Source organism: Enterobacter sp. JUb54 (assembly GCF_014298075.1).
GTDB lineage: Bacteria > Pseudomonadota > Gammaproteobacteria > Enterobacterales > Enterobacteriaceae > Klebsiella > Klebsiella lignicola.
Window position 1 is genome coordinate 4,243,331 of sequence record NZ_CP060418.1, and the last position, 22,377, is coordinate 4,265,707.

General features: G+C 56.3%; 18 protein-coding genes, 1 tRNA gene and 1 pseudogene. 12 read left to right on the plus strand and 8 right to left on the minus strand.

Features of this window, described 5'->3' with window-relative positions:
* Positions 1–83 precede the first annotated feature (83 nt).
* From ghrB to HF679_RS19580, 6 genes are all read right to left on the minus strand, one after another.
* Positions 84–1,055 (minus strand): glyoxylate/hydroxypyruvate reductase GhrB, encoded by a 972-nt coding sequence (gene ghrB, locus HF679_RS19555; protein ID WP_123757175.1) that lies wholly within the window; start codon positions 1,053–1,055, stop codon positions 84–86.
* A gap of 23 nt (positions 1,056–1,078) precedes the next feature.
* Positions 1,079–2,359 carry an MFS transporter gene (locus tag HF679_RS19560; RefSeq protein ID WP_123757176.1) on the minus strand — a complete coding sequence of 427 codons (1,281 nt, stop codon included), beginning with the start codon at positions 2,357–2,359 and terminating at the stop codon, positions 1,079–1,081.
* A gap of 83 nt (positions 2,360–2,442) precedes the next feature.
* Positions 2,443–3,411: a sugar kinase gene (locus tag HF679_RS19565; protein ID WP_123757177.1), complete on the minus strand. Its 969-nt coding sequence runs from the start codon at positions 3,409–3,411 to the stop codon at positions 2,443–2,445.
* Positions 3,412–3,414: 3 nt separating this feature from the next.
* A complete protein-coding gene (locus HF679_RS19570; protein WP_123757178.1) occupies positions 3,415–4,164 on the minus strand; it encodes a sugar phosphate isomerase/epimerase family protein in 750 nt (249 codons plus the stop codon).
* 110 nt (positions 4,165–4,274) lie between these two features.
* Complete coding sequence (locus HF679_RS19575) at positions 4,275–5,291, minus strand: LacI family DNA-binding transcriptional regulator (protein WP_187042314.1); 1,017 nt, start codon at positions 5,289–5,291, stop codon at positions 4,275–4,277.
* A 125-nt stretch (positions 5,292–5,416) separates the two neighbouring features.
* Positions 5,417–6,079, minus strand: coding sequence for an OmpA family lipoprotein (locus tag HF679_RS19580; protein WP_123757180.1), 663 nt, complete (start codon positions 6,077–6,079; stop codon positions 5,417–5,419).
* Positions 6,080–6,246: 167 nt separating this feature from the next.
* Between HF679_RS19580 and HF679_RS19585 the strand changes: the two genes are divergently transcribed.
* On the plus strand, positions 6,247–8,577 hold the full coding sequence (locus tag HF679_RS19585; protein WP_123757181.1) for a molybdopterin guanine dinucleotide-containing S/N-oxide reductase: 2,331 nt from the start codon (positions 6,247–6,249) through the stop codon (positions 8,575–8,577).
* On the opposite strand, the gene HF679_RS19590 is transcribed toward HF679_RS19585, so the two are convergent.
* Together HF679_RS19590 and tag are read right to left on the minus strand one after the other, a co-directional pair.
* Entirely contained in the window at positions 8,546–8,986 is a 441-nt protein-coding gene (locus HF679_RS19590) for an N-acetyltransferase (RefSeq protein WP_123757182.1), read from the minus strand. The two genes, HF679_RS19585 and HF679_RS19590, sit on opposite strands and share 32 nt — an antisense overlap.
* Positions 8,964–9,545 (minus strand): DNA-3-methyladenine glycosylase I, encoded by a 582-nt coding sequence (tag, locus tag HF679_RS19595; RefSeq protein ID WP_123757183.1) that lies wholly within the window; start codon positions 9,543–9,545, stop codon positions 8,964–8,966. Before tag ends, HF679_RS19590 begins: the two co-directional genes overlap by 23 nt.
* Before the next feature lie 229 nt (positions 9,546–9,774).
* Between tag and HF679_RS19600 the strand changes: the two genes are divergently transcribed.
* The 11 genes and pseudogenes from HF679_RS19600 to HF679_RS19650 all read left to right on the plus strand — a co-directional run bounded on the left by HF679_RS19600 (position 9,775) and on the right by HF679_RS19650 (position 22,361).
* Positions 9,775–10,419 (plus strand): autotransporter outer membrane beta-barrel domain-containing protein, encoded by a 645-nt coding sequence (locus HF679_RS19600; protein WP_123757184.1) that lies wholly within the window; start codon positions 9,775–9,777, stop codon positions 10,417–10,419.
* 240 nt (positions 10,420–10,659) lie between these two features.
* Positions 10,660–11,862: an MFS transporter gene (locus HF679_RS19605; RefSeq protein ID WP_123757185.1), complete on the plus strand. Its 1,203-nt coding sequence runs from the start codon at positions 10,660–10,662 to the stop codon at positions 11,860–11,862.
* A 365-nt stretch (positions 11,863–12,227) separates the two neighbouring features.
* Positions 12,228–13,919, plus strand: a complete 1,692-nt coding sequence (eptB, locus tag HF679_RS19610) for a kdo(2)-lipid A phosphoethanolamine 7''-transferase (protein ID WP_123757186.1) — start codon at positions 12,228–12,230, stop codon at positions 13,917–13,919.
* A 90-nt stretch (positions 13,920–14,009) separates the two neighbouring features.
* Positions 14,010–14,086: transfer RNA gene (locus HF679_RS19615), tRNA-Pro, on the plus strand.
* An 812-nt stretch (positions 14,087–14,898) separates the two neighbouring features.
* Positions 14,899–16,506: a dipeptide ABC transporter periplasmic-binding protein DppA gene (gene dppA, locus HF679_RS19620; protein WP_123757187.1), complete on the plus strand. Its 1,608-nt coding sequence runs from the start codon at positions 14,899–14,901 to the stop codon at positions 16,504–16,506.
* A 107-nt stretch (positions 16,507–16,613) separates the two neighbouring features.
* Complete coding sequence (dppB, locus tag HF679_RS19625) at positions 16,614–17,633, plus strand: dipeptide ABC transporter permease DppB (RefSeq protein ID WP_174510211.1); 1,020 nt, start codon at positions 16,614–16,616, stop codon at positions 17,631–17,633.
* Between the two features lie 9 nt (positions 17,634–17,642).
* Positions 17,643–18,545: a dipeptide ABC transporter permease DppC gene (gene dppC / locus HF679_RS19630; protein WP_123757189.1), complete on the plus strand. Its 903-nt coding sequence runs from the start codon at positions 17,643–17,645 to the stop codon at positions 18,543–18,545.
* Positions 18,546–18,555: 10 nt separating this feature from the next.
* On the plus strand, positions 18,556–19,539 hold the full coding sequence (dppD, locus tag HF679_RS19635) for a dipeptide ABC transporter ATP-binding protein (RefSeq protein WP_123757190.1): 984 nt from the start codon (positions 18,556–18,558) through the stop codon (positions 19,537–19,539).
* The gene (dppF, locus tag HF679_RS19640; RefSeq protein ID WP_187042315.1) at positions 19,536–20,549 is read left to right on the plus strand and encodes a dipeptide ABC transporter ATP-binding subunit DppF; all 1,014 of its coding nucleotides are present in this window, start codon (positions 19,536–19,538) and stop codon (positions 20,547–20,549) included. The genes dppD and dppF overlap by 4 nt, the downstream gene beginning before the upstream one ends.
* A gap of 454 nt (positions 20,550–21,003) precedes the next feature.
* Positions 21,004–21,567 carry a cellulose biosynthesis protein BcsO gene (gene bcsO, locus HF679_RS19645; protein ID WP_187042316.1) on the plus strand — a complete coding sequence of 188 codons (564 nt, stop codon included), beginning with the start codon at positions 21,004–21,006 and terminating at the stop codon, positions 21,565–21,567.
* Between the two features lies 1 nt (position 21,568).
* Positions 21,569–22,361: pseudogene (locus HF679_RS19650) on the plus strand (cellulose synthase operon protein YhjQ/BcsQ).
* Positions 22,362–22,377: the final 16 nt, after the last annotated feature.

Sequence of the window (22,377 nt, forward strand, 5' to 3'; positions counted from 1 at the left end):
GGTTTGCCACCCCGGGTCTGGCTCTGAGGCCGACCCGGGAGACTGCCCGGCCGTATGCTGCCGGGTAGTATCAGCTTATCCCTTCACTTTACCTGCGGGTTAACGCAGTTTTTGTCCACCTGACCATTCAGCGCATCAATCAGGTTATCTACCGCACAGGCCGCCATGTTGTAGCGGGTCTCATGGGTAGCGGAACCGATATGCGGCAGCGCGACGACATTCGGCAGACTCAGCAACGGAGAGTCTTTCGCCAGCGGTTCCTGCTCGAAAACATCAAGCCCCGCCGCGTGGATTTCGCCTTGCTGTAATGCTGCGATCAGCGCCTGTTCATCAACGACCGGACCGCGTCCGGCATTAATAAAGATGGCGGAGGACTTCATTAGGGCAAATTTGTCGGCGTTGAACAGATGATGCGTTTCCGCGGTCAACGGCAGGATCAGGCAGACCACATCGGCTTCCTGCAGCAGCGTATCCAGATCGCAGTAACGCGCGTTGAAGCGCTCCTCCGCCTGTGGATGTCGGCTGCGGGCATTGTACAGAATCGGCATGCCGAAACCGGCGTGCGCCCGTTGTGCCAGCGCCATCCCAATGCGGCCCATGCCGACGATCCCCAGCGTTTTGTGGTGCACATCGGTGCCGAACCAATCCGGACCAATGCTTTTGGTCCACTCCCCGGCTTTCACGCGATTCGCCACTTCGACGACGCGACGCGACGTGCTTAACACCAGCGCCATCACCGTATCGGCCACCGTTTCGGTGAGCACGGTCGGCGTATGCATCAGAAGCACCTTACGCGCGTTCAGCGCCGCAACATCGAAGTTGTCGTAGCCGACGGAGATGGTTGAGGTAGCACGAAGCCTGGGCATTTTCTCCAGTAACGCGGCATCAACTTTTTCGCTCGATCCCAGCAGCCCTACCGCGTTGGCAAAGGCATCGGCGTGCTGCTGGATAGTGTCGTGGCTCAGATTCTTAACCTGAGTCACGGTAAAGTGTTTTTCCAGACGTTGTAGCAGGTCGTCGGGAAGCGTTTTGTAGAGAATAACGGACGGCTTCATGCGGATCTCCCTGGTGATAAAGGTCAGGCGTGTCGAGCGCCAAGCGGAAGTTTTTGATGATTAGCAGGCTTAACAATTAAAGTAAGCCATACCGAGACGAAAAGCGCCACCCCCATGAAAATGTATGAGGCGGACGGGCTGCCGGTGCTGCCGTTCAGGTAACCCACGAACCACGAGCCAAAGAACGAACCTAACGCACCCATGCTGTTAATCAGCGCCATCGCGCCGCCGGCGACGTTACGTGGCAGCATTTCCGGGATAATGGCGAAGAACGGGCCATAAGGGGCATACATCGCTGCACCGGCAATCACCAGCAGGGTATATGAAGCCCAGAAATGGTTGGCGCCGACCGCCCAGGAACCGATAAAGGCCAGCCCGCCAATCAGCAGCAGCGGCCAGACGAACAGTTTACGGTTTTGCATTTTATCGGACGCCCATGACACTACGATCATCGCGACAGTTGCGGCCAGGTACGGTACGGAAGAGAGCCAGCCCACTTCCACCATGCCCATATTGACACCGCCGCTGCGGATAATCGACGGCAGCCACAGGACGAAACCGTACACCCCGATGCTCCAGGCAAAATACTGCATGCACAGCAGAATAACGTTACGTGAACGGAAGGCTTCGCCGTAGTTACGCACGGCTTTGATGCCCTGCTGTTCGCTTTCCAGTTGCGCCTGCAGCGCCGCTTTTTCGCTTTCAGCAAGCCAGTTGACCTGTGACGGTTTGTCTTTTACCAGCACCCACCAGCAGAAGGCCCAAAGCACCGCTGGGACGCCTTCAATAATGAACATTTCACGCCAGCCGAAGGACTGAATCAGGTAGCCGGATACCACCGACATCCACAGTACCGTGACCGGGTTCCCCAGAATTAAGAAGGTATTGGCCCGCGAGCGTTCAGATTTGGTAAACCAGTTACTGATGTAAATCAGCATGGCCGGCATCACTGCCGCTTCGACGACGCCCAGAATAAAGCGGATAGCCGCCAGCGCCGGAATATTGTGTACCATGCCGGTCAGCGAGGCGCAGGCACCCCACAGAATCAGACAGATAAAAATCAGTTTGCGCACGCTGCGGCGCTCGGCGTAAATCGCCCCCGGGATCTGGAAGAAGAAATAGCCGAGGAAGAAAAGCGCCCCCAGGAGCGACGACACCCCTTTGGTAATGCCTAAATCTTCAGTAATGCCCGCTGCCGAAGCAAAACTGAAGTTTGCGCGGTCGAGGTACGCCAGGCTGTACGTGATAAACACGATAGGCATGATGTACCACCAACGTTTTGCTGCATTGGTTGAGCTGTTCATAGGCTTGCCTCTAAAGTTGAGGTTTATGATGCCGCCGCTGTATGTAGGGTACAGAAGAGGCTGTTATGGTTCGCCAGCCTGGGCTATTCGCCCAGCGCCTCGCGAGTCGGTAATCCTTCGCTATCGCCCTGGACCTGAATCGCCAGCGCGCCGATGCGGTTCCCGCGTTGCACCGCATGATGCAGCGCGTGACCTTCCAGCAGGGCGCTGATCACCCCGACGGCAAAACCATCGCCAGCGCCCACGGTATCAACCACGTTGTCGACGGTGACGGCGGCGACCGCCCCTTGCTCACCCGCGGCGGTTTTAAACCAGGCGCCGTCGGAGCCGGTTTTAATAATCACCGCCTGCACGCCGCGCGTCAGATAGAAATCTGCGATACCTTCCGGGGTCTGCTGGCCGGTGAGGATCATCCCTTCTTTCAGGCCCGGCAGAACCCAATCGGCCTGGAAGGCCAGCTGGTTAAGCTTCTCGACCATGTCGGCCTCACTCTTCCACAGCACCGGGCGCAGGTTAGGATCGAAAGAGATCGTTTTCCCCTGGGCTTTCATGGTGCTGGCCGCATGATCCAGCAGGGTATATGAGCTTTCTGACAGTGCCGCCGCCACGCCGCTGAGGTGCAGATGGCGGGCGCTGGCGAAGTAATCGGCGTGGAAATCATCCGTCGAGAGGTGGCTGGCGGCGGAGCCTTTACGGAAGTACTCCACAATGGGATCGGTTCCATTTTCGACTTTTGATTTCAGCTGGAAGCCGGTTGCGTAACGGCTGTCTTCGCTAACGCCGCGCGCATCAATGCCCTCTTTTGCCAGTGAACGCAGGACAAAACGGCCGAAGCTGTCCTTGCCGACGCGGCTGACCCAGCCCACTTTCAGCCCCAGACGAGCCAGACCGGTGGCGACGTTTAACTCCGCCCCTGCCACGCGTTTGATAAAGTGCTCGACGTCGGCCAGATCGCCGGTTTGCGTGGCGACAAACATGGCCATCGCTTCGCCAATGGTGATGACATCTAATGGGGTTTGCGTGTTCGAGCTTTCTATCACCTTGTTTTCCATGGCTTACTCCTCGCGTAGCAAATTGACGTAGCGGCGGGTCACGGCCGTCAGATCGTGGCCAACCAGCGGAAATTCGATACCGCGCGGGGCATCGGCGGGCAGGTTATCGAGCAGGGCCAGCCAGCGCGTCGGCGCTTCATCAGGGGGAACGGCGCGATAGTTTTCCAGGTGAGGTTCTGCGGCTTTGACATGGATATAGCTGACGGTGGGCGCCAGATGGCGGGCGGCCTCTTCGGGCGAATCGCCAACCCACAGCCAGTTCCCCATATCGAAGGTCAGGGTCACCGGCAGCTGTTTCACCCGGCAGGCGGACTGAAAGCGCAGCATCGGCGCCAGCTGGCCGCAGTCGGTCTGGTCGTTTTCCACCACCAGCGCCATGCCGCTCTCCTGCAAAGTGTGGCGCAGCGTTTCCAGATCCTGGTGATGGGTGAAGTGGCCCAGCGACAGTTTCAACCACAGGGCGTTGAGGGTTTGCGCCTCCTGCAGCAGCGCCGGCAGGCGCGGGTTGAGGGCGCCATTGGCTTCAAACAGGGCTTCCGGCGCGGAATAGCAGGCTAACAGGCTATGGCGCTCGATGTCCGCCGCCAGCGCGGGCAGCTGATTGAGCTCGTCCGCGCTGAATAATTCACGGCGGATTTCCACGCCGTCGGCGCCGGAGCCGGCGATAAACGGCAGTACGGCGGATTGCCCACCCAGTTCCTTAATGCGATCGTGACCATAGGCGGCGGTCACGACAATAATCTTTCTGGCCATCTGACAAACTCCCGGTAGCACTGTAGCGAATCTTTCTATAACGCTAGATGGTACCGGTTCCAAAGGAAAGCGAAGGATGTCTGATTTATGATCACCATCACGAAGGATGATTAGCGGGAGGTGGAGCCGCGCACGATCAGCTCGCCGGAAAATACCCGCTCGCAGACAGGATCGTTGCTGCCTTCAATACGCCGAACCACCTGTTCAACGGCGGCATAGCCAATCTGCCACGTGGGTTGTTTCAGGGTAGTGATGCCCACGCCAGCCAGCTCCGCCCACTCCAGCTCATCGAAACCGAGCAGGCCAATATCGCTGCCCCAAATCAGGTCGACCCGTTTGAGTGCGCGCGCAATCTGCAGCGTCAGCGCGCCGTTGGCGGAAATCAGCGCCTTGCGCATGCCGCGATGCCGGGAGTAGAACTGGCGCAGCACCGTATCCAGCATCGCGCCGTCGTTAAGCTGGACTTCGGCGTTCTCCGCGACGATGCCGGTGTGGCGCTGGATCGTGGCGCGAAACGCGCTCAGGCGCTCGCGGCGGGTGTTCACCGAACCCAGCGGTTCACTCAGGAACAGCAGGGCCTCGAAGCCTTTCTCTACCAGATGCTCTGTCGCCGTAGTCGCGGCCTGGGTGTTGTCCAGACCGACGACGTCACAGGCGAAATCAGGAATTTTGCGGTCGATAAGCACCATCGGCAGCGCCGACTGTTGCAGGCGATTCAGCCCCTCTTCACGCATCCCCACCGCATTGACGACGATACCTTCAACCTGATAGCTGCGCAGCAGGTCGAGATAGTGCAGCTCCTGGTCGAGCTGGTTGTTGGTATTACACACCAGCAGGGTAAAGCCTTTCTCCCGGCAGGCGGCTTCGATACCGCTGAGGACATTGACGGAGTAGGGGTTGGTGATGTCGGCGATAATCAGGCCAATAAGCCGGGTCCGGCCATGCTTCAGCCCGCGCGCCATCAGGCTGGGGTGATAGTTGAGTTCAGCAATTGCGGCTTCAATTCTGGCCAGCAGGTCATCGGAAAGCAGGTGTTTTTCGCCATTGAGATAGCGTGAAATACTGGTTTTTCCGGTCTTTGCGGCTTTCGCCACATCGCTAATAGTTGCTCGCGCCGCTTTCGCCATGATGGCATCCTTTGCTGAAATCTGGAGAACACCTTAGCGCGAAAATTGGCTATATCAAGCATTTTGCCCGGCAGGTGAGCGTTGCCGGGCGGAGGAAACCGCAATCGGTGCAATGACCGGCGGGATTACTGGAGCGGGCTGAGGGTGATTTCCACGCGACGGTTCTGCGCTTTGCCTTCTGCCGTACTGTTGCTGGCAATCGGGTTCGCCGGGCCCAGTCCGCTGGTGCGGATACGGTTTGCGGAAACGCCCTGGGTGATCAACGCGCTGGCGACGCTGTCGGCACGTTGCTGTGACAGACGCATATTCAGATCCTGACCGCCGGTGCTGTCGGTATAGCCCACGACGTTCACCGCGGTTTTTTCATACTCTTTCAGAACCATTGCCACGCCGGTCAGGGTGTTGGCGCCGGCAGGTTTCAGGTTGGCGCTGCTGCTGTCGAAAGTGACGTTATTCGGCATGTTCAGCACGATGTTATCGCCATTTCGCGTCACGCTGACCCCGGTTCCCTGCATTTTCTCGCGCAGTTTTGCTTCCTGCACATCCATGTAATAACCGATACCGCCGCCCAGCGCCGCCCCGGCTGCTGCGCCAATCAACGCACCTTTACCGCGATCTTTTTTCGACGAGGAGAGGGCGCCTACGCCCGCGCCGACCAGTGAGCCGATGCCGGCACCGATCCCGGATTTGCCCGCTTCGCGTTCGCCGGTGTACGGGTTAGTGGTACAGCCAGAAATGGCCAGGGTGCCGCTAACTACCGCCGCAATCATGAGTACGCTTTTTTTCATGTTATTTCCTTAATCCTTTTTATTCTTTGTCACAGCGCGCGTGACGGTTGATTATGACGCCCAAAAGCGTAGAAAATTCCCCGGATAACATCTCTTTTTGTAAATAACATTGAACGGTCGCGTAACAGACCGTCACCACACCTGCATTCGCTGACCAGGAGCCTGCTTTGCCAACCTCATCTGCAACCGAAACCATCTTAACCGCAGCCCACTGGGGGCCAATGCTGGTTGAAACGGATGGAGAAAATGTCCTCTCGTCTCGCGGCGCGCTGGAGACCTCTTTCGCCAACTCGCTGCAAACCGCCGTGCGCGAGCAAGTGCATAGCAAAACCCGCGTGCGCTATCCGATGGTACGGAAAGGTTTTCTGGACTCGCCGGAGCACCCGCAGGGTGTTCGTGGCCAGGATGAGTTTGTCCGGGTGAGCTGGCAGCAGGCGCTGGATCTTATCCATACCCAGCACCGACGGATCCGGGAAAGTTACGGGCCCGCATCGATTTTTGCCGGTTCCTACGGCTGGCGCTCTAACGGCGTCCTGCACAAAGCGGCGACGTTATTGCAACGCTATATGAGCCTGGCGGGGGGATACACCGGCCACCTGGGTGACTATTCCACCGGGGCGGCGCAGGCGATTATGCCGTATGTCGTGGGTGGCAATGAGGTGTATCAGCAGCAAACCAGCTGGCCGATGGTGCTGGAGCACAGCGATGTGGTGGTGCTGTGGAGCGCCAACCCGCTGAATACGCTAAAAATTGCCTGGAACGCTTCCGATGAGCAGGGGATCGAATGGTTTGACCGGCTGCGCAAAAGCGGCAAGCGGGTGATCTGTATCGATCCGATGCGATCGGAAACCGTGGATTTCTTCGGCCAGGACGGCGAGTGGATCGCGCCCCATATGGGCACGGACGTGGCGATGATGCTGGGGATCGCCCATACGCTGGTGGAAAACGGCTGGCAGGACACGGCGTTTCTTGCGCGCTACACCAGCGGCTATGACATTTTCGCCCGCTACCTGACCGGCGAGAGCGACGGCACACCGAAAAGTGCCGAGTGGGCCGCCGATATCTGCGGCGTTAGCGCAGCTAAGATCCGTGAACTGGCGGCGTTATTCCACGAAAATACCACCATGCTGATGTCCGGCTGGGGAATGCAGCGCCAGCAGTACGGTGAGCAAAAACACTGGATGCTGGTGACTCTCGCCGCGATGCTGGGGCAGATTGGTACCCCTGGCGGTGGCTTCGGGCTTTCTTACCATTTTTCCAATGGCGGCAACCCCACCCGACGGGCGGCGGTGCTGGCATCGATGCAGGGCAGCGTGGCGGGCGGCACTGACGCCGTTGATAAAATCCCGGTGGCGCGTATCGTCGAAGCGCTGGAAAACCCCGGCGCCGCGTATCAGCATAACGGGATGGACCGCCACTTCCCGGATATCCGTTTCGTCTGGTGGGCGGGCGGCGCCAACTTTACCCATCACCAGGATACCAACCGCCTGATCCAGGCGTGGCAGAAGCCGGAGCTTATCGTGATTTCCGAATGCTTCTGGACCGCCGCCGCTCGTCATGCCGATATCGTTTTGCCGGCGACTACCTCGTTTGAACGTCACGATCTGACGATGACCGGGGATTACAGCAACCAGCATCTGGTCCCGATGAAGCGCGTGGTGGCGCCGCGCGATGAGGCGCGGGATGATTTTGACGTCTTTGCCGATCTCAGCGAGCGGTGGGAAGCCGGGGGCCGTGAGCGCTTTACGGAAGGGAAAAGTGATCTACAGTGGCTGGAGAGTTTCTACCAGATTGCGGCGCAACGCGGGGCGAGCCAGCAGGTCACCCTGCCGCCGTTTGAGCAATTCTGGCAGGCTAACCAGCTGATAGAGATGCCGGAGAACCCGGAGAATGCGCGCTTTGCCCGCTTCGCCGACTTCCGCGCCGACCCGCAGGCCCATCCGTTGAAAACCGCCAGCGGAAAAATTGAGATCCACTCCCCGACGATTGCCGGTTTTGCCTATCCCGACTGTCCGCCACACCCGATGTGGCTGGCACCGGATGAGTGGCACGGTAACGCGCAGGCCGGGCAGCTGCAGGTTCTCTCGGCGCACCCGGCGCATCGTCTGCACAGCCAGCTTAACCACACATCGCTACGTGAACGTTACGCCGTTGCCGGCCGTGAACCGCTGACCATACACCCGCAGGATGCGCAGGCGCGCAATATTGCCGACGGTGATGTGGTGCGGGTCTGGAACGCGCGGGGCCAGGTGCTGGCCGGCGCGGTGGTGACCGACGGCATTCGTCCGGGCGTTATCTGCCTGCACGAAGGCGCCTGGCCTGATATTGACCCGCAGGCGGGCATCTGCAAAAACGGCGCGGTGAACATGCTGACCAAAGATATCCCGACCTCGCGGCTGGGCAACGGCTGCGCCGGAAATACGGCGCTGGCGTGGCTGGAGAAATATGATGGTCCCGCGCTGACGCTTACAGCGTTTGATCCGCCGGCCAATGCATAATCCAGGTCGGCTGTAAGGTATCATCCTGCCATGCGCAGTCTTCTATCCGGAAGCCTTGCGCATGGTAGAAATTCACCGCCTCAACGTTTTTCTGATACACCTCCAGACTTAGCCAGAGGTAATGCTGTTTGACCTCCTCCAGCAGCGCGCTGCCGATGCCCCGCCGAATGGCATCCGGGGCGACGAACAGCGCACCGATAAAGCGGGCTTCCATGACGCTGACAAACCCTTTGACCACGCCATGCTCTTCCCACACCCAGCTGCTGGCGGCGGGCAGATAGACATCGCGCACTACCGCGAGACTCTCATGCCAGTATGCTTCACGGATAAACGGATGCGCATGAATGGTGCTTTCCAGCCACAGGGTGAGCAGCGGAGCGGTATCGTTAGCGTCCCACTTGCGGATCATCATCGCCTCCCGGGTAGCAGAAGCAGCTCGTCACGTGATCGTTGACCAGACCGCAGGCCTGCATGAAGGAGTAGCAGATTGTGGAGCCGACAAACTTAAAGCCGCGTTTTTTCAGCGCCTTTGAGAGCGCATCGGAAGCTGGGGTCGTGGTCGGGATTTCCGCCAGGGTGGCGGCATGGGAAATTTGTGGCTGATTGTCGACGAAAGACCAGACAAAATCGTTGAAAGGCTCGCCACTTTGCTCCATTTCCAGGAAAGCGCGCGCGTTGCCAATAATAGCCTGAATTTTCCCACGATGACGAATAATACCGGCATCCAGCACCAGCCGTTCAATATCGGCGTTGTCCATGGCTGCGACGCGAACGGGGTCGAAATGATGAAAGGCCTGGCGATAATTTTCGCGTTTTTTCAGGACCGTTATCCACGACAGCCCGGCCTGCTGGCCCTCAAGGCAGATCATTTCAAACAGTTTATGGGCATCTCTTTGCGCAACGCCCCACTCGGTATCATGATAATCGATATAAAGCGGGTCCTGGCTTACCCATCCGCAACGTTGCATGTCTCTCTCCCTTTAGCAATAAAACTTACGCGTTCACCTTGACGGCTGAAAGATAAAGATAATAGTTAATACAGGGATACCACTCTCAAATATACCCGCCATTATTCAGGTTGCATGTGCATTGGCAGCATTCGCTCGTCCAGTCACATTATTCCGGGTATTCACGGGAAGCCGATCCCATAAAAACACAGCAATAATACTGGTTTGGCTCTTCTCTGGAGTCGCATTAATGATAATAAAGAAAAGCTATGGCATTCGGGGGCGCTTGCTTCCGGCGTGTGTGGCCGTCTGGGCCTCATTGGTTACTGGTGCGTATGCCTGGCAACAGGAATATATCGCTAACGATACTAAAAGTAATACCTCTGAGCGCTATACGTGGGATAGCGATCACCAACCACGTTATGAAGATATTCTGGCTGAGCGGATGAATGCCTCCGGCGATCTTCCCGGCATGGCATTGAATCAGGCCGTCGCACCGCCGGACAGCAGCCACGGGATGAGCGTGGGCTGGAATTTTGCCCTGGCCAACGGCGTGACCTCCGGGCCGGTGGCGAGCTTGCGTAGCGATGTGGTATCGACCCCGCCGGCGCGTCGGGCGACCGACAATCCATGGGTCAATACGCTCGGCTGGCGTATGGACTACCAGGAGCTGTGGGGCGTGCACCCGTGGGCGCAGGTGAGCTATAACCAACCGCTGTCGTCGGAACAGATTGGGCCAAACCGCGGGCAGGATGCCGCCTGGCGCGATGTGACCTTTGGGGCAGACATGTCGCTCAATTCACACCTTGCGGCATGGGCGGCATTATCCCAGGCGGAAAATCCGACGACGGGCGCAAATTATCTCTACGTGATGGGTGTCAGCGCTAACTTTTAGCGTTTTTGTAGCATCCTGGAAACGTAGTTGTTACCTAAAAAATACAGTAATGGCGCAGGGTTGTAAGATAGTAAACACTAACATATTGCCGATGTTTTCATGCGCCATCGCTTTTCCAATGTCATTCATTCCTGCCTGCATGCATTTCATTCCATGCTGATGGCATTTCATGCCTTTTTTAACCTGGCGGTCAGGGGACTTCGCTATTGTGGCGGCAGTTAATTCTTCAGGATATCTGCTATGAACGCTGCAAACAGTCAATATACCCGCTGGCTTACGCTAGCCGGCACGATCGTTACACAATTCGCGCTGGGATCGGTTTATACATGGAGTTTGTTCAACAGTTCCCTTTCCGCAAAACTGGATGAACCGGTCAGCCAGGTGGCTTTCTCCTTCGGTCTGTTAAGTCTCGGTCTGGCGCTATCCTCTTCCGTTGCCGGTAAATTACAGGAACGTTTTGGCGTCAAACGCGTCACGATGGCGTCCGGGATTTTGCTGGGCCTCGGCTTTTTCCTCACCGCCCACTCCAACAGCCTGTTAATGCTGTGGCTGAGCGCGGGTCTGCTGGTGGGTCTGGCGGACGGCGCGGGCTACCTGCTGACGCTCTCCAACTGCGTGAAATGGTTCCCGGAACGTAAGGGGCTGATTTCTGCCTTCTCCATTGGTTCTTACGGTCTCGGCAGCCTTGGCTTTAAGTTTATTGATACCCATCTGCTGGCTACCGTCGGGCTGGAGAAAACCTTCATTATCTGGGGTGCCATCGTCCTGGTGATGATTGTCTTCGGTGCGACATTAATGAAAGATGCGCCAGAACATACCGCGACTTCCCACAACGGCGTGGTGGAAAATGACTTCACGCTGGCTGAGTCGATGCGTAAACCGCAGTACTGGATGTTAGCTGTGATGTTCCTGACCGCCTGCATGAGTGGTCTGTATGTGATTGGCGTGGCGAAAGATATCGCTCAGGGGATGGTACATCTGGATGTCGCAACGGCGGCGAATGCGGTCACCGTTATCTCTATCGCTAACCTGAGCGGACGTCTGGTGCTGGGCATCCTGTCGGATAAAATCTCCCGCATCCGCGTGATTACGATTGGTCAGGTGGTATCCCTGATTGGGATGGCGGCGCTGCTGTTCGCTCCGTTGAACGCGATGACCTTCTTTGCCGCTATCGCCTGTGTGGCCTTCAACTTCGGCGGCACCATTACCGTGTTCCCATCGTTGATTAGCGAATTCTTCGGTCTGAACAACCTGGCGAAAAACTACGGTGTGATTTACCTCGGCTTCGGTATCGGCAGTATCTGCGGGTCGCTGATTGCCTCGCTGTTCGGCGGGTTCTATGTCACCTTCTGCGTTATATTCGCGCTACTGATTATTTCGCTGGCGCTGTCCACCACCATTCGCCAACCGAAAGGCGAGGTTTATAGCGAAGCGCACGCCTGAAGGCACGGCCATCCCGGCTTGAAGCGCTAGCCTCCTAAGCAAATTGTGCCAGTCCAACCAAATGTTTTGTAAATGTTTGGTTGGATCACATTCCCTCCCGGTACTTTTTCCTCTCTCTGTGGTCTACTTAGCGCGCTTTAAAGAGGTTTCTTATACTCTCCGTCCTTCAAATGACCTTATTGTTGACTGCGCTCGCATGTTTCAGTCACTGACTTAAGTCAGTTCCGGAGGATTCGCGAGCCCGTCGCCGCAAGGCATCTCGAATGGGTTTGAGTAGTTAAACAACCTGAACGCACCCCATTAACCTGCCCACTTATATTGCGTAAGCAAGGCGGTTTTATCTCTTCTTTTTCCAGGTTTCATGCATGAAATATATTAGAACGATGACACAGCAGAAGCTCAGTTTTTGGCTGGCGCTGTACATCGGCTGGTTTATGAACGTCGCTGTGCTTTACCGTCGGCTTGATGGTTATGCGCAGGAGTTTACCCTCTGGAAAGGGCTTTCCGGGATTGTGGAATTGGTTGCAACCGTACTGGTGACGTTTTTCCTGCTGCGTCTGCTGTCGCTGCTGGGCAGACGTGTCTGGCGAATATTAGCCACACTGGTCGTGATTTTCTCTGCCGCCGCCAGCTATTACATGACCTTCCTGAACGTGGTCATTGGTTACGGCATTATTGCGTCGGTCATGACGACAGATATCGACCTTTCTCAGGAAGTGGTGGGCTGGTATCTGATTCTATGGATGGTGCTGGTCAGCGCGCCTCCGCTCCTGCTGATCTGGAATAACCGCTGTCGCCATACGCTGCTGCGGCAAATTCGCACGCCGGGCCAGCGGCTGAAAAATATTACTATCGTGGTGCTGGCCGGGTTAATGGTCTGGGGCCCGATTCGCCTGCTGGAAGTGCGGCAGAAGAACGTTGAGCGCAGTTCCGAGGTTGATATGCCAAGCTACGGCGGGGTCATTGCCAACTCGTATCTGCCGTCGAACTGGCTTTCTGCACTGGGGCTGTATGCCTGGGCGCAGGTGGATGAATCCTCCGACAACAAGTCGTTAATCAATCCGGCAAAAAAATTCACCTATGTGGCCCCAGAAGGGCTGGATGATACCTACGTGGTGTTCATTATCGGCGAGACGACCCGCTGGGATCATATGGGGATTTTAGGCTACAACCGGGATACCACCCCGAAGCTGGCGCAGGAGAAAAACCTGGTCGCCTTCCGCGGTTATTCCTGTGATACGGCCACCAAACTCTCTCTGCGCTGCATGTTCGTACGGGAAGGCGGGGCGGATGATAACCCACAGCGGACGCTGAAAGAGCAAAACGTGTTCTCGGTTCTGCATCAGATGGGCTTTAGCGGCGATCTGTACGCGATGCAGAGCGAGATGTGGTTCTACAGTAATACCATGGTGAACAATATTGCCTATCGCGAGCAGATTGGCGCCGAGCCGCGTAACCGTGGCAAGAGCGTGGATGACATGCTGCTGGTGGATGAGGTTCAGCGCTCGCTGGCGAAGAATACCCGTGGTAAGCATCTGATTATTCTGCACACGAAAGGGTCGCACTTTAACTACACCCAGCGTTATCCGCGCAGTTTTGCCAAATGGCAGCCGGAGTGCGTGGGCGTGGATAACAAGTGCTCCAAGGCCGAGCTGATTAACTCGTACGATAATACCGTGACCTATGTCGATCACTTTATCGTGAGCGTGCTGGATCAGCTGCGGGATAAGAAGGCGATTGTGTTCTATGCCGCCGATCACGGTGAGTCGATCAACGAGCGCGAGCACCTGCACGGTACGCCGCGTAAGATGGCGCCGCCGGAGCAGTTCCGCGTGCCGATGATGGTATGGATGTCGGATAAGTATCTGGAATCACCTGACCATGCAGCCTCTTTCGCCCACCTGAAAGAGCAGGCGGCGATGAAGGTACCGCGTCGTCATGTGGAGCTGTATGACACTATTATGGGATGCCTTGGTTATACTTCGCCGGACGGCGGGATTAACCAGCATAACAACTGGTGCCACGTTCCTGATGCCTCTGCGGCGCCGAAGAAATAGCCGGGTGGCGAGTTTCTCGCCGCTTGAGTGATTTTTTCATAATAAGCCATTGACGGGTGTGTATCTCAGCAGTAAGATGCGCCCCGCATTCGGTGATTGGCGCAGCCTGGTAGCGCACTTCGTTCGGGACGAAGGGGTCGGAGGTTCGAATCCTCTATCACCGACCAAATTTAAAAGCCTGCTCAACGAGCGGGCTTTTTTGCATCTGTAGCCTGACACCAGCATCTGGCTTCAGCGCGCTCCCGGTAGCCCGGCCGAGCAGCGCGACGCCGGGACTGCCTCACAGCCCGTTAACCAAAGTTACCAAAAAACCATTAATCCCCGTTTTCAAGCGCCTGTTAACCATTTTGTGACATCTTCCATTGTATTTTTTTATCTCTGGTTAGTTCTTATTTCGCGAAGCTTATGGATAACTTCAGCATTTTCCGCTGTGCGTTTTAACGTTCGCGCTATTAATCGCTCACATATTGGCCACATCGCAATAAATTTTCACCATTTACCAGAATTGCTTATCACTAGATGTTGCAAGGTATTAAGACGGTTGTGCTGCCAAATTGCCGGTAGCATAAATTTCTCTGCTGAAAATGCCGGCATGAAGTTTTTTTAATCTTTGCCTGCGGATTCTCACCCCGGATGTAAAACCAGGTTGGCTGTATTGACGTTTACGCATTCTGTTGACAGATTGTAGGGCATGAGGGGCATTTCATGGAGAATCCGCACTGCAACTCAGTCGTTTTTGTGAAAGGAATCCCCATCTCTCTCTACGCCTTCGGGCACCACCGACCGGACCGGGTATATTCTAAATAGTTCGAGCTGCGGGAACGCGGCAAGCTTGAGAATCTCCAGACGCACAGATAATGATGTGATTGAGGTTAGCAAGCGTAGCCAACGCATTCGTAGCCCGAAATATGACGAATAAAAATAAATAAAGGCCTGGCGGATATATGCAAAACAACATCATCACATTTGGAGCAGAAGAATGAGTATTTCCTTGAAAAAGTCAGGGATGCTGAAGCTTGGTCTGAGCCTGGTCGCCCTGACTGTTGCCGCAAGCGTTCAGGCGAAAACCCTGGTTTATTGTTCTGAAGGTTCGCCGGAAGGATTTAACCCACAGCTTTTCACCTCTGGTACCACCTATGACGCCAGCTCGGTGCCAATCTACAACCGCCTGGTCGAATTCAAAACCGGTACCACCGAAGTTATTCCTGGCCTGGCCGAAAAGTGGGAAGTCAGCGCTGACGGAAAAACCTATACCTTCCACCTGCGTCAGGGCGTGAAGTGGCAGGACAACAAAGACTTTAAACCGACCCGTGACCTGAACGCCGATGACATCGTGTTCTCGTTCGATCGCCAGAAAAATGCCCAAAACCCGTACCATAAAGTATCTGGCGGTAGCTACGAATACTTCGAAGGCATGGGCCTGCCGGACCTGATTAGCGAAGTGAAGAAGGTGGATGATAAGACCGTCCAGTTCGTTCTGACTCGCCCGGAAGCTCCGTTCCTCGCAGACCTGGCGATGGACTTCGCCTCTATTCTGTCCAAAGAATATGCTGACAACATGCTGAAAGCCGGCACGCCGGAAAAAGTGGATCTGAACCCAATCGGTACCGGTCCGTTCCAACTGCTGCAGTACCAGAAAGACTCCCGTATTCTCTATAAAGCCTTCCCGGGCTACTGGGGCACCAAGCCGCAGATCGATCGTCTGGTCTTCTCTATCACGCCTGATGCTTCCGTGCGCTACGCCAAACTGCAGAAAAATGAGTGCCAGGTGATGCCGTACCCGAACCCGGCCGACATTGCGCGCATGAAGGAAGATAAGAGCATTAACCTGATGGAGCAGCCGGGCCTGAACGTCGGTTACCTGTCGTTCAACACCGAGAAAAAACCGCTGGATAACGTGAAGATCCGCCAGGCGCTGACCTACGCGGTGAACAAAGAAGCGATTATCAAAGCCGTTTATCAGGGTGCCGGTCAGTCCGCGAAAAACCTGATTCCGCCGACCATGTGGGGCTATAACGACGACGTTAAAGACTACACATACGATCCGGAAAAAGCGAAAGCGCTGCTGAAAGAAGCCGGAATGGAAAAAGGGTTCTCGATCGACCTGTGGGCTATGCCGGTACAGCGTCCGTATAACCCGAACGCACGCCGTATGGCTGAGATGATCCAGGCCGACTGGGCCAAAGTTGGCGTCCAGGCGAAGATCGTGACCTACGAGTGGGGCGAATACCTCAAGCGTGCGAAAGCCGGTGAACACCAGACCGTCATGATGGGCTGGACCGGTGATAACGGGGATCCGGATAACTTCTTCGCGACCCTGTTCAGCTGCGCGGCGGCAAAAGATGGCTCTAACTACTCTCGCTGGTGCTACAAGCCGTTTGAAGATCTGATTCAGCCGGCACGTGCTACCGACGACCACAACAAGCGTATCGAGCTGTACAAACAGGCGCAGGTAGTGATGCATGACCAGGCTCCGGCTCTGATCATCGCGCACTCCACTGTGTATGAGCCGGTGCGTAAAGAAGTCAAAGGCTACGTGGTCGATCCATTAGGTAAACACCACTTCGATAACGTCTCTATCGAATAATAACAGCGTGTTTCCCCTCTCCCCGCCTTGGGGAGAGGGAACTGACATTTGTGAGCAATACAGACGCCCCGTCACCAGGCGGGTCGTCACTAGAGAGAATCCGGGTTATGTTGCAGTTCATTCTCCGACGTTTGGGACTTGTCATCCCGACATTTATCGGTATTACCCTTCTCACCTTTGCTTTCGTCCATATGATCCCCGGTGACCCGGTGATGATTATGGCGGGCGAACGTGGTATTTCCCCTGAACGTCATGCTCAGCTGCTGGCTGAAATGGGCCTTGATAAGCCGATGTGGCAGCAGTATGTCCACTATATCTGGGGCGTCCTGCATGGCGATTTAGGCATTTCGCTGAAAAGCCGTATTCCCGTGTGGCAGGAGTTCGTGCCGCGCTTTAAAGCGACGATGGAACTGGGCGTCTGTGCGATGATTTTCGCCGTCGCCGTCGGTATCCCGGTAGGGGTGCTGGCTGCGGTAAAACGCGGTTCTATCTTCGATCACACCTCCGTGGGCCTCGCGCTGACCGGCTATTCCATGCCTATCTTCTGGTGGGGCATGATGCTGATTATGCTGGTCTCGGTGCAGCTGAACCTGACGCCGGTTTCCGGGCGAATCAGCGACACGGTATTCCTCGACGATACGCTGCCACTCACCGGCTTTATGCTGATCGACACCGCTATCTGGGGTGAACCCGGCGACTTTATCGACGCGGTGATGCACATGATCCTGCCTGCCGTAGTGCTGGGCACTATCCCGCTGGCGGTGATCGTCCGTATGACGCGCTCGTCGATGCTGGAAGTGCTGGGCGAGGATTACATTCGTACCGCGCGCGCTAAGGGTCTGACCCGCATGCGCGTAATTGTGGTCCATGCGCTGCGCAACGCCATGCTGCCGGTAGTGACGGTGATCGGTTTACAGGTGGGGACGCTGCTGGCGGGCGCCATCCTGACCGAGACTATCTTCTCCTGGCCGGGCTTAGGGCGCTGGCTGATCGATGCGCTGCAACGCCGTGATTACCCGGTGGTGCAGAGTGGGGTACTGCTGGTCGCGACGATGATTATCCTCGTCAATTTGCTGGTCGACCTGCTGTACGGCGTGGTGAACCCGCGTATTCGGCATAAGAAGTAAGGGGCCATCATGTCACAAGTTACTGAAAATAAAGTTGTCGCCGCACCGGTGCCAATGACCCCGATGAAGGAGTTCTGGCACTATTTCAAACGCAATAAAGGGGCGGTCGTTGGCCTGGTCTACGTGGCGATCATGATTATTATCGCCGTGTTCGCGAACGTGCTGGCACCCTACAACCCGGCGGATCAGTTCCGCGACGTGCTGCTGGCTCCGCCAGCCTGGCAGGAAGGGGGAAGCTTTGCGCACCTGCTGGGCACCGATGATGTCGGCCGCGATATTCTGTCGCGACTGATGTACGGCGCCCGTTTATCGCTGCTGGTGGGCTGTTTGGTGGTGGTGCTGTCGCTGATCCTCGGCGTGGTGCTTGGCCTGGTGGCCGGCTACTTCGGCGGCGTCATTGACTCCATCATTATGCGTATCGTCGATATTATGCTGGCGCTGCCAAGCCTGCTGCTGGCGCTGGTACTGGTGGCCATCTTCGGCCCGTCGATTGTGAACGCCTCAATAGCGCTGACCTTTGTCGCCTTGCCGCACTACGTGCGTCTGACGCGCGCGGCGGTGCTGGTGGAAGTGAACCGTGATTACGTGACGGCTTCGCGGGTTGCGGGCGCGGGCGCCATGCGTCAGATGTTCATCAATATTCTGCCTAACTGTCTGGCGCCGCTGATCGTTCAGGCGTCGCTGGGCTTCTCTAACGCCATTCTCGATATGGCCGCTCTTGGCTTCCTTGGCATGGGTGCGCAGCCGCCGACACCGGAGTGGGGCACGATGCTCTCCGACGTGTTGCAGTTCGCGCAGAGTGCCTGGTGGGTGGTCACCTTCCCGGGGGTAGCCATTCTGCTCACGGTGCTGGCATTTAACCTGATGGGTGACGGTCTGCGTGACGCGCTCGATCCCAAACTGAAGCAGTAAGAGGTTCGAGATGGCGTTATTGAATGTAGATAAATTATCGGTGCACTTCGGTGACGAAGGCACCCCGTTTCGCGCGGTAGACCGCGTGAGCTACAGCGTTAACCAGGGCGAAGTCGTCGGGATTGTCGGCGAGTCGGGTTCCGGTAAATCGGTCAGCTCGCTGGCGATTATGGGCCTGATTGATTACCCCGGCCGCGTAATGGCGGATAAGCTGGAGTTTAATGGTCGCGATCTGAAACGTATTTCAGAAAAAGAGCGCCGCCAGCTGGTGGGTGCAGAAGTGGCGATGATCTTCCAGGACCCGATGACCAGCCTTAACCCGTGCTACACCGTCGGCTTCCAGATCATGGAAGCCATTAAGGTGCACCAGGGCGGCAATAAGAAAACCCGCATCCAGCGGGCGATCGACCTGCTGACGCTGGTGGGCATTCCGGACCCGGCATCGCGGCTTGATGTCTATCCGCACCAGCTCTCCGGCGGGATGAGCCAGCGCGTGATGATTGCCATGGCGATTGCCTGTCGGCCAAAGCTGTTGATTGCCGATGAGCCAACCACGGCGCTGGACGTGACGATTCAGGCGCAGATCATTGAGCTGCTGCTGGAGCTGCAGCAAAAAGAGAATATGGCGCTGGTGCTGATCACGCACGATCTGGCGCTGGTGGCTGAGGCGGCACACAAGATTATTGTGATGTATGCCGGTCAGGTCGTCGAAGCGGGCGATGCGAAAGATATCTTCCGCGCCCCGCGGCATCCGTATACCCAGGCATTGCTGCGTGCGCTGCCGGAGTTTGCTCAGGATAAAGCGCGGCTGGCCTCTCTGCCTGGTGTGGTCCCTGGGAAATATGACCGTCCTGACGGCTGTCTGTTAAACCCGCGCTGCCCGTACGCCACCGACCGGTGCCGCAGCGAGGAGCCGACGCTGAACCACGTTGACGGCGGCCGTCAGTCGAAATGTCACTACCCACTGGATGATGCCGGGAGGCCTACGCTATGAGTACCCATGAGGCCACCACGCAACAGCTTTTGTTGCAGGCCATCGACCTGAAAAAATATTACCCGGTGAAGAAGGGGCTGTTCGCGCCTGAGCGCCTGGTGAAAGCGCTGGACGGCGTCTCATTCACCCTCGAACGCGGGAAAACGCTGGCGGTGGTGGGGGAATCCGGCTGCGGTAAATCGACGCTGGGCCGCCTGCTGACGATGATTGAAATCCCGACCGGGGGTGAGCTTTACTACCAGGGACAAGACCTGCTTAAGCACGATCCGCATGCGCAAAAGCTGCGTCGTCAGAAAATCCAGATCGTCTTCCAGAACCCCTACGGGTCGTTAAACCCGCGTAAAAAAGTGGGGCAGATTCTTGAAGAACCGCTGCAGATCAATACCACGCTGAACAAAGAGCAGCGCCGGGAGAAAGCGTTGGCAATGATGGCGAAAGTGGGGCTCAAAACCGAGCACTACGATCGCTATCCGCATATGTTCTCTGGCGGTCAGCGCCAGCGTATCGCCATTGCCCGCGGGCTGATGCTGGACCCGGACGTGGTGATTGCTGACGAACCGGTTTCCGCGCTGGATGTCTCGGTGCGCGCGCAGGTGTTAAACCTGATGATGGACCTGCAGCAGGATATGGGGCTGTCCTACGTGTTCATCTCCCATGACCTGTCGGTGGTCGAGCACATTGCCGATGAAGTGATGGTGATGTACCTCGGACGCTGCGTGGAGAAGGGCACCAAGGATCAGATCTTCAACAACCCGCAGCACCCGTACACTCAGGCGCTGCTGTCGGCGACGCCGCGTCTGAACCCGGACGATCGTCGCGAGCGTATTAAGCTGACCGGCGAGCTGCCGAGCCCGCTGAACCCGCCGCCGGGTTGTGCATTCAACGCCCGCTGCCGTCGTCGCTTCGGCCCATGCACCCAGCTCCAGCCGCAGCTGAAGGACTACGGCGGCCAACTGGTGGCCTGCTTTGCCGTTGACCAGGACGAAAACCCGGAAAAACACCCCGCCTGATCGTTTGCGCCGCTGTCGATGAGACAGCGGCCGCAATTGCACAACCCGCCTGATATTTTGTCACTTAAATAAGCAGTTTGACCTATTTATATAACGATGAAAAAAGATATAAAATCTATTCCAGTCGCGCTAATAGTTATTTTTTTACTTCATTATTATTAATAATAACCAGATAAAATCCTGGTTTTTTTGGTAATCAGGTAGTTTCAGGTTTTGCCTACAGATACCTCCTAAAAAATGGAGCTATCATTTAGTATAAGAAATGGTAGGGTAATCCCAAAGCTATCAATAAATTACACCGCCTTGACCAATATCCCTATACAAAGTCATTGTATTGTTGGTCATGCTGATCAACTTAAGCTAATGAAAACAATAAAATAAACTATGCTCTAAAGACGTAGTGTCAAAATAATAACAGATTAAATATTATGTATTTAAAATCATGAGGTTATCCATGAACCATTATGATGATTTGCAGCGCTTCAAGGAAAAGACTCGTACGCAAAGTCTACATTTCAAGGACCTCTCATCACAGGCACCCACCCGGGAACAGGGCGATTGGATTATTCTCAATCAGCTAACCCCTGGGGAAGAGAAAGAAACGTCTCTGGCGATGGGGGGATCGGTATCACTACCCATACCACAACCCGTGCCAGCGGATATGTTCCATTGGGTGGAAGCAGAACCTGTGCCATCTCCTGCGCCGACGCCTGTGGTAGAGCAGGCGGCTACGCTCCCGACGCCTGAGCCGCTTGTATCCCCGGTGATTGCTGCTGCGCCTGTTGAACCGCCACCGCTGGTGACGCCAACGGCACCGCCGGTCATGGCGGAACCCGCTCCGGCCATTGCCGCAGCACCGGCACCTGCACCGCGAATGGCGCCGCGTCCGGCGGTAACACCGACGCAGACCAACGACGGCTTTGCTCATTTATTTGCGGCAAAAGCCGCTGAACCGGCGGCAAAAAATAAAGATCAGCCGCTGAAATCACTTTTAGAAAGGATTGCGACATGCCGTTGATCTGCGTGTGTTCTCCAAAAGGCGGCGTAGGAAAAACGACCCTCGCGGCTAATCTTGCCTATTCCCTGGCGCGCGCGGGTAGCAAAGTTCTGGTGGTCGATTTTGACGTTCAGAATGCGTTGCGCCTGCATTTTGGCGTCCCGCTGAGCGATGAACGCGGCTATGTCGCGAAAGCGCTGGAACTTCATGACTGGAGCCAGTGCGTACTCAGTGCTGGCAGCAATATTTTTGTCCTGCCATATGGCGATGTCAGCGAGGCGCAGCATCAGGCGTTTGATCAACACCTGGCCACTGACCCTCACTTTCTGACCCGGGGCCTGGCGGCGTTATTGAATTATCCCGGGCTGATTATCATCGCCGACCTGCCGCCTGGCCCGTCGCCAGCGCTCACGGCGCTGACGTCGCTGGCGGATCTCCACCTGGTGCCGCTGCTGGCGGATACCGCATCGATGTCGACCCTGTCGCACGTGGAAAAACAGCGTCTGACGGGCAGTAAGTTAAACAACAAACTCGGGCATTATTTTGTGCTGAATCAGAGTGATAATCGTCGCCAGGTCAGCCGCGACGTGACCGCGCTGATGGAGGACAAACTGGGCGATCGGTTGCTGGGCATCATCCACCGTGACGAAAGCGTGGTGGAGGCGAATGCGTCCCAGAAGTCGGTTCTCGACTTTAGCTCCTCCTCTGCAGCCGCCTTTGATATTGAAATCATTGCAAAAAAAATCTCTGCGCTGTTGGGTATCAAAATTGGCGACGGCACGGTGCACAGCCAGCCTCGCATGTCAGGGCTTTAACTTATTGCAGGGCTGC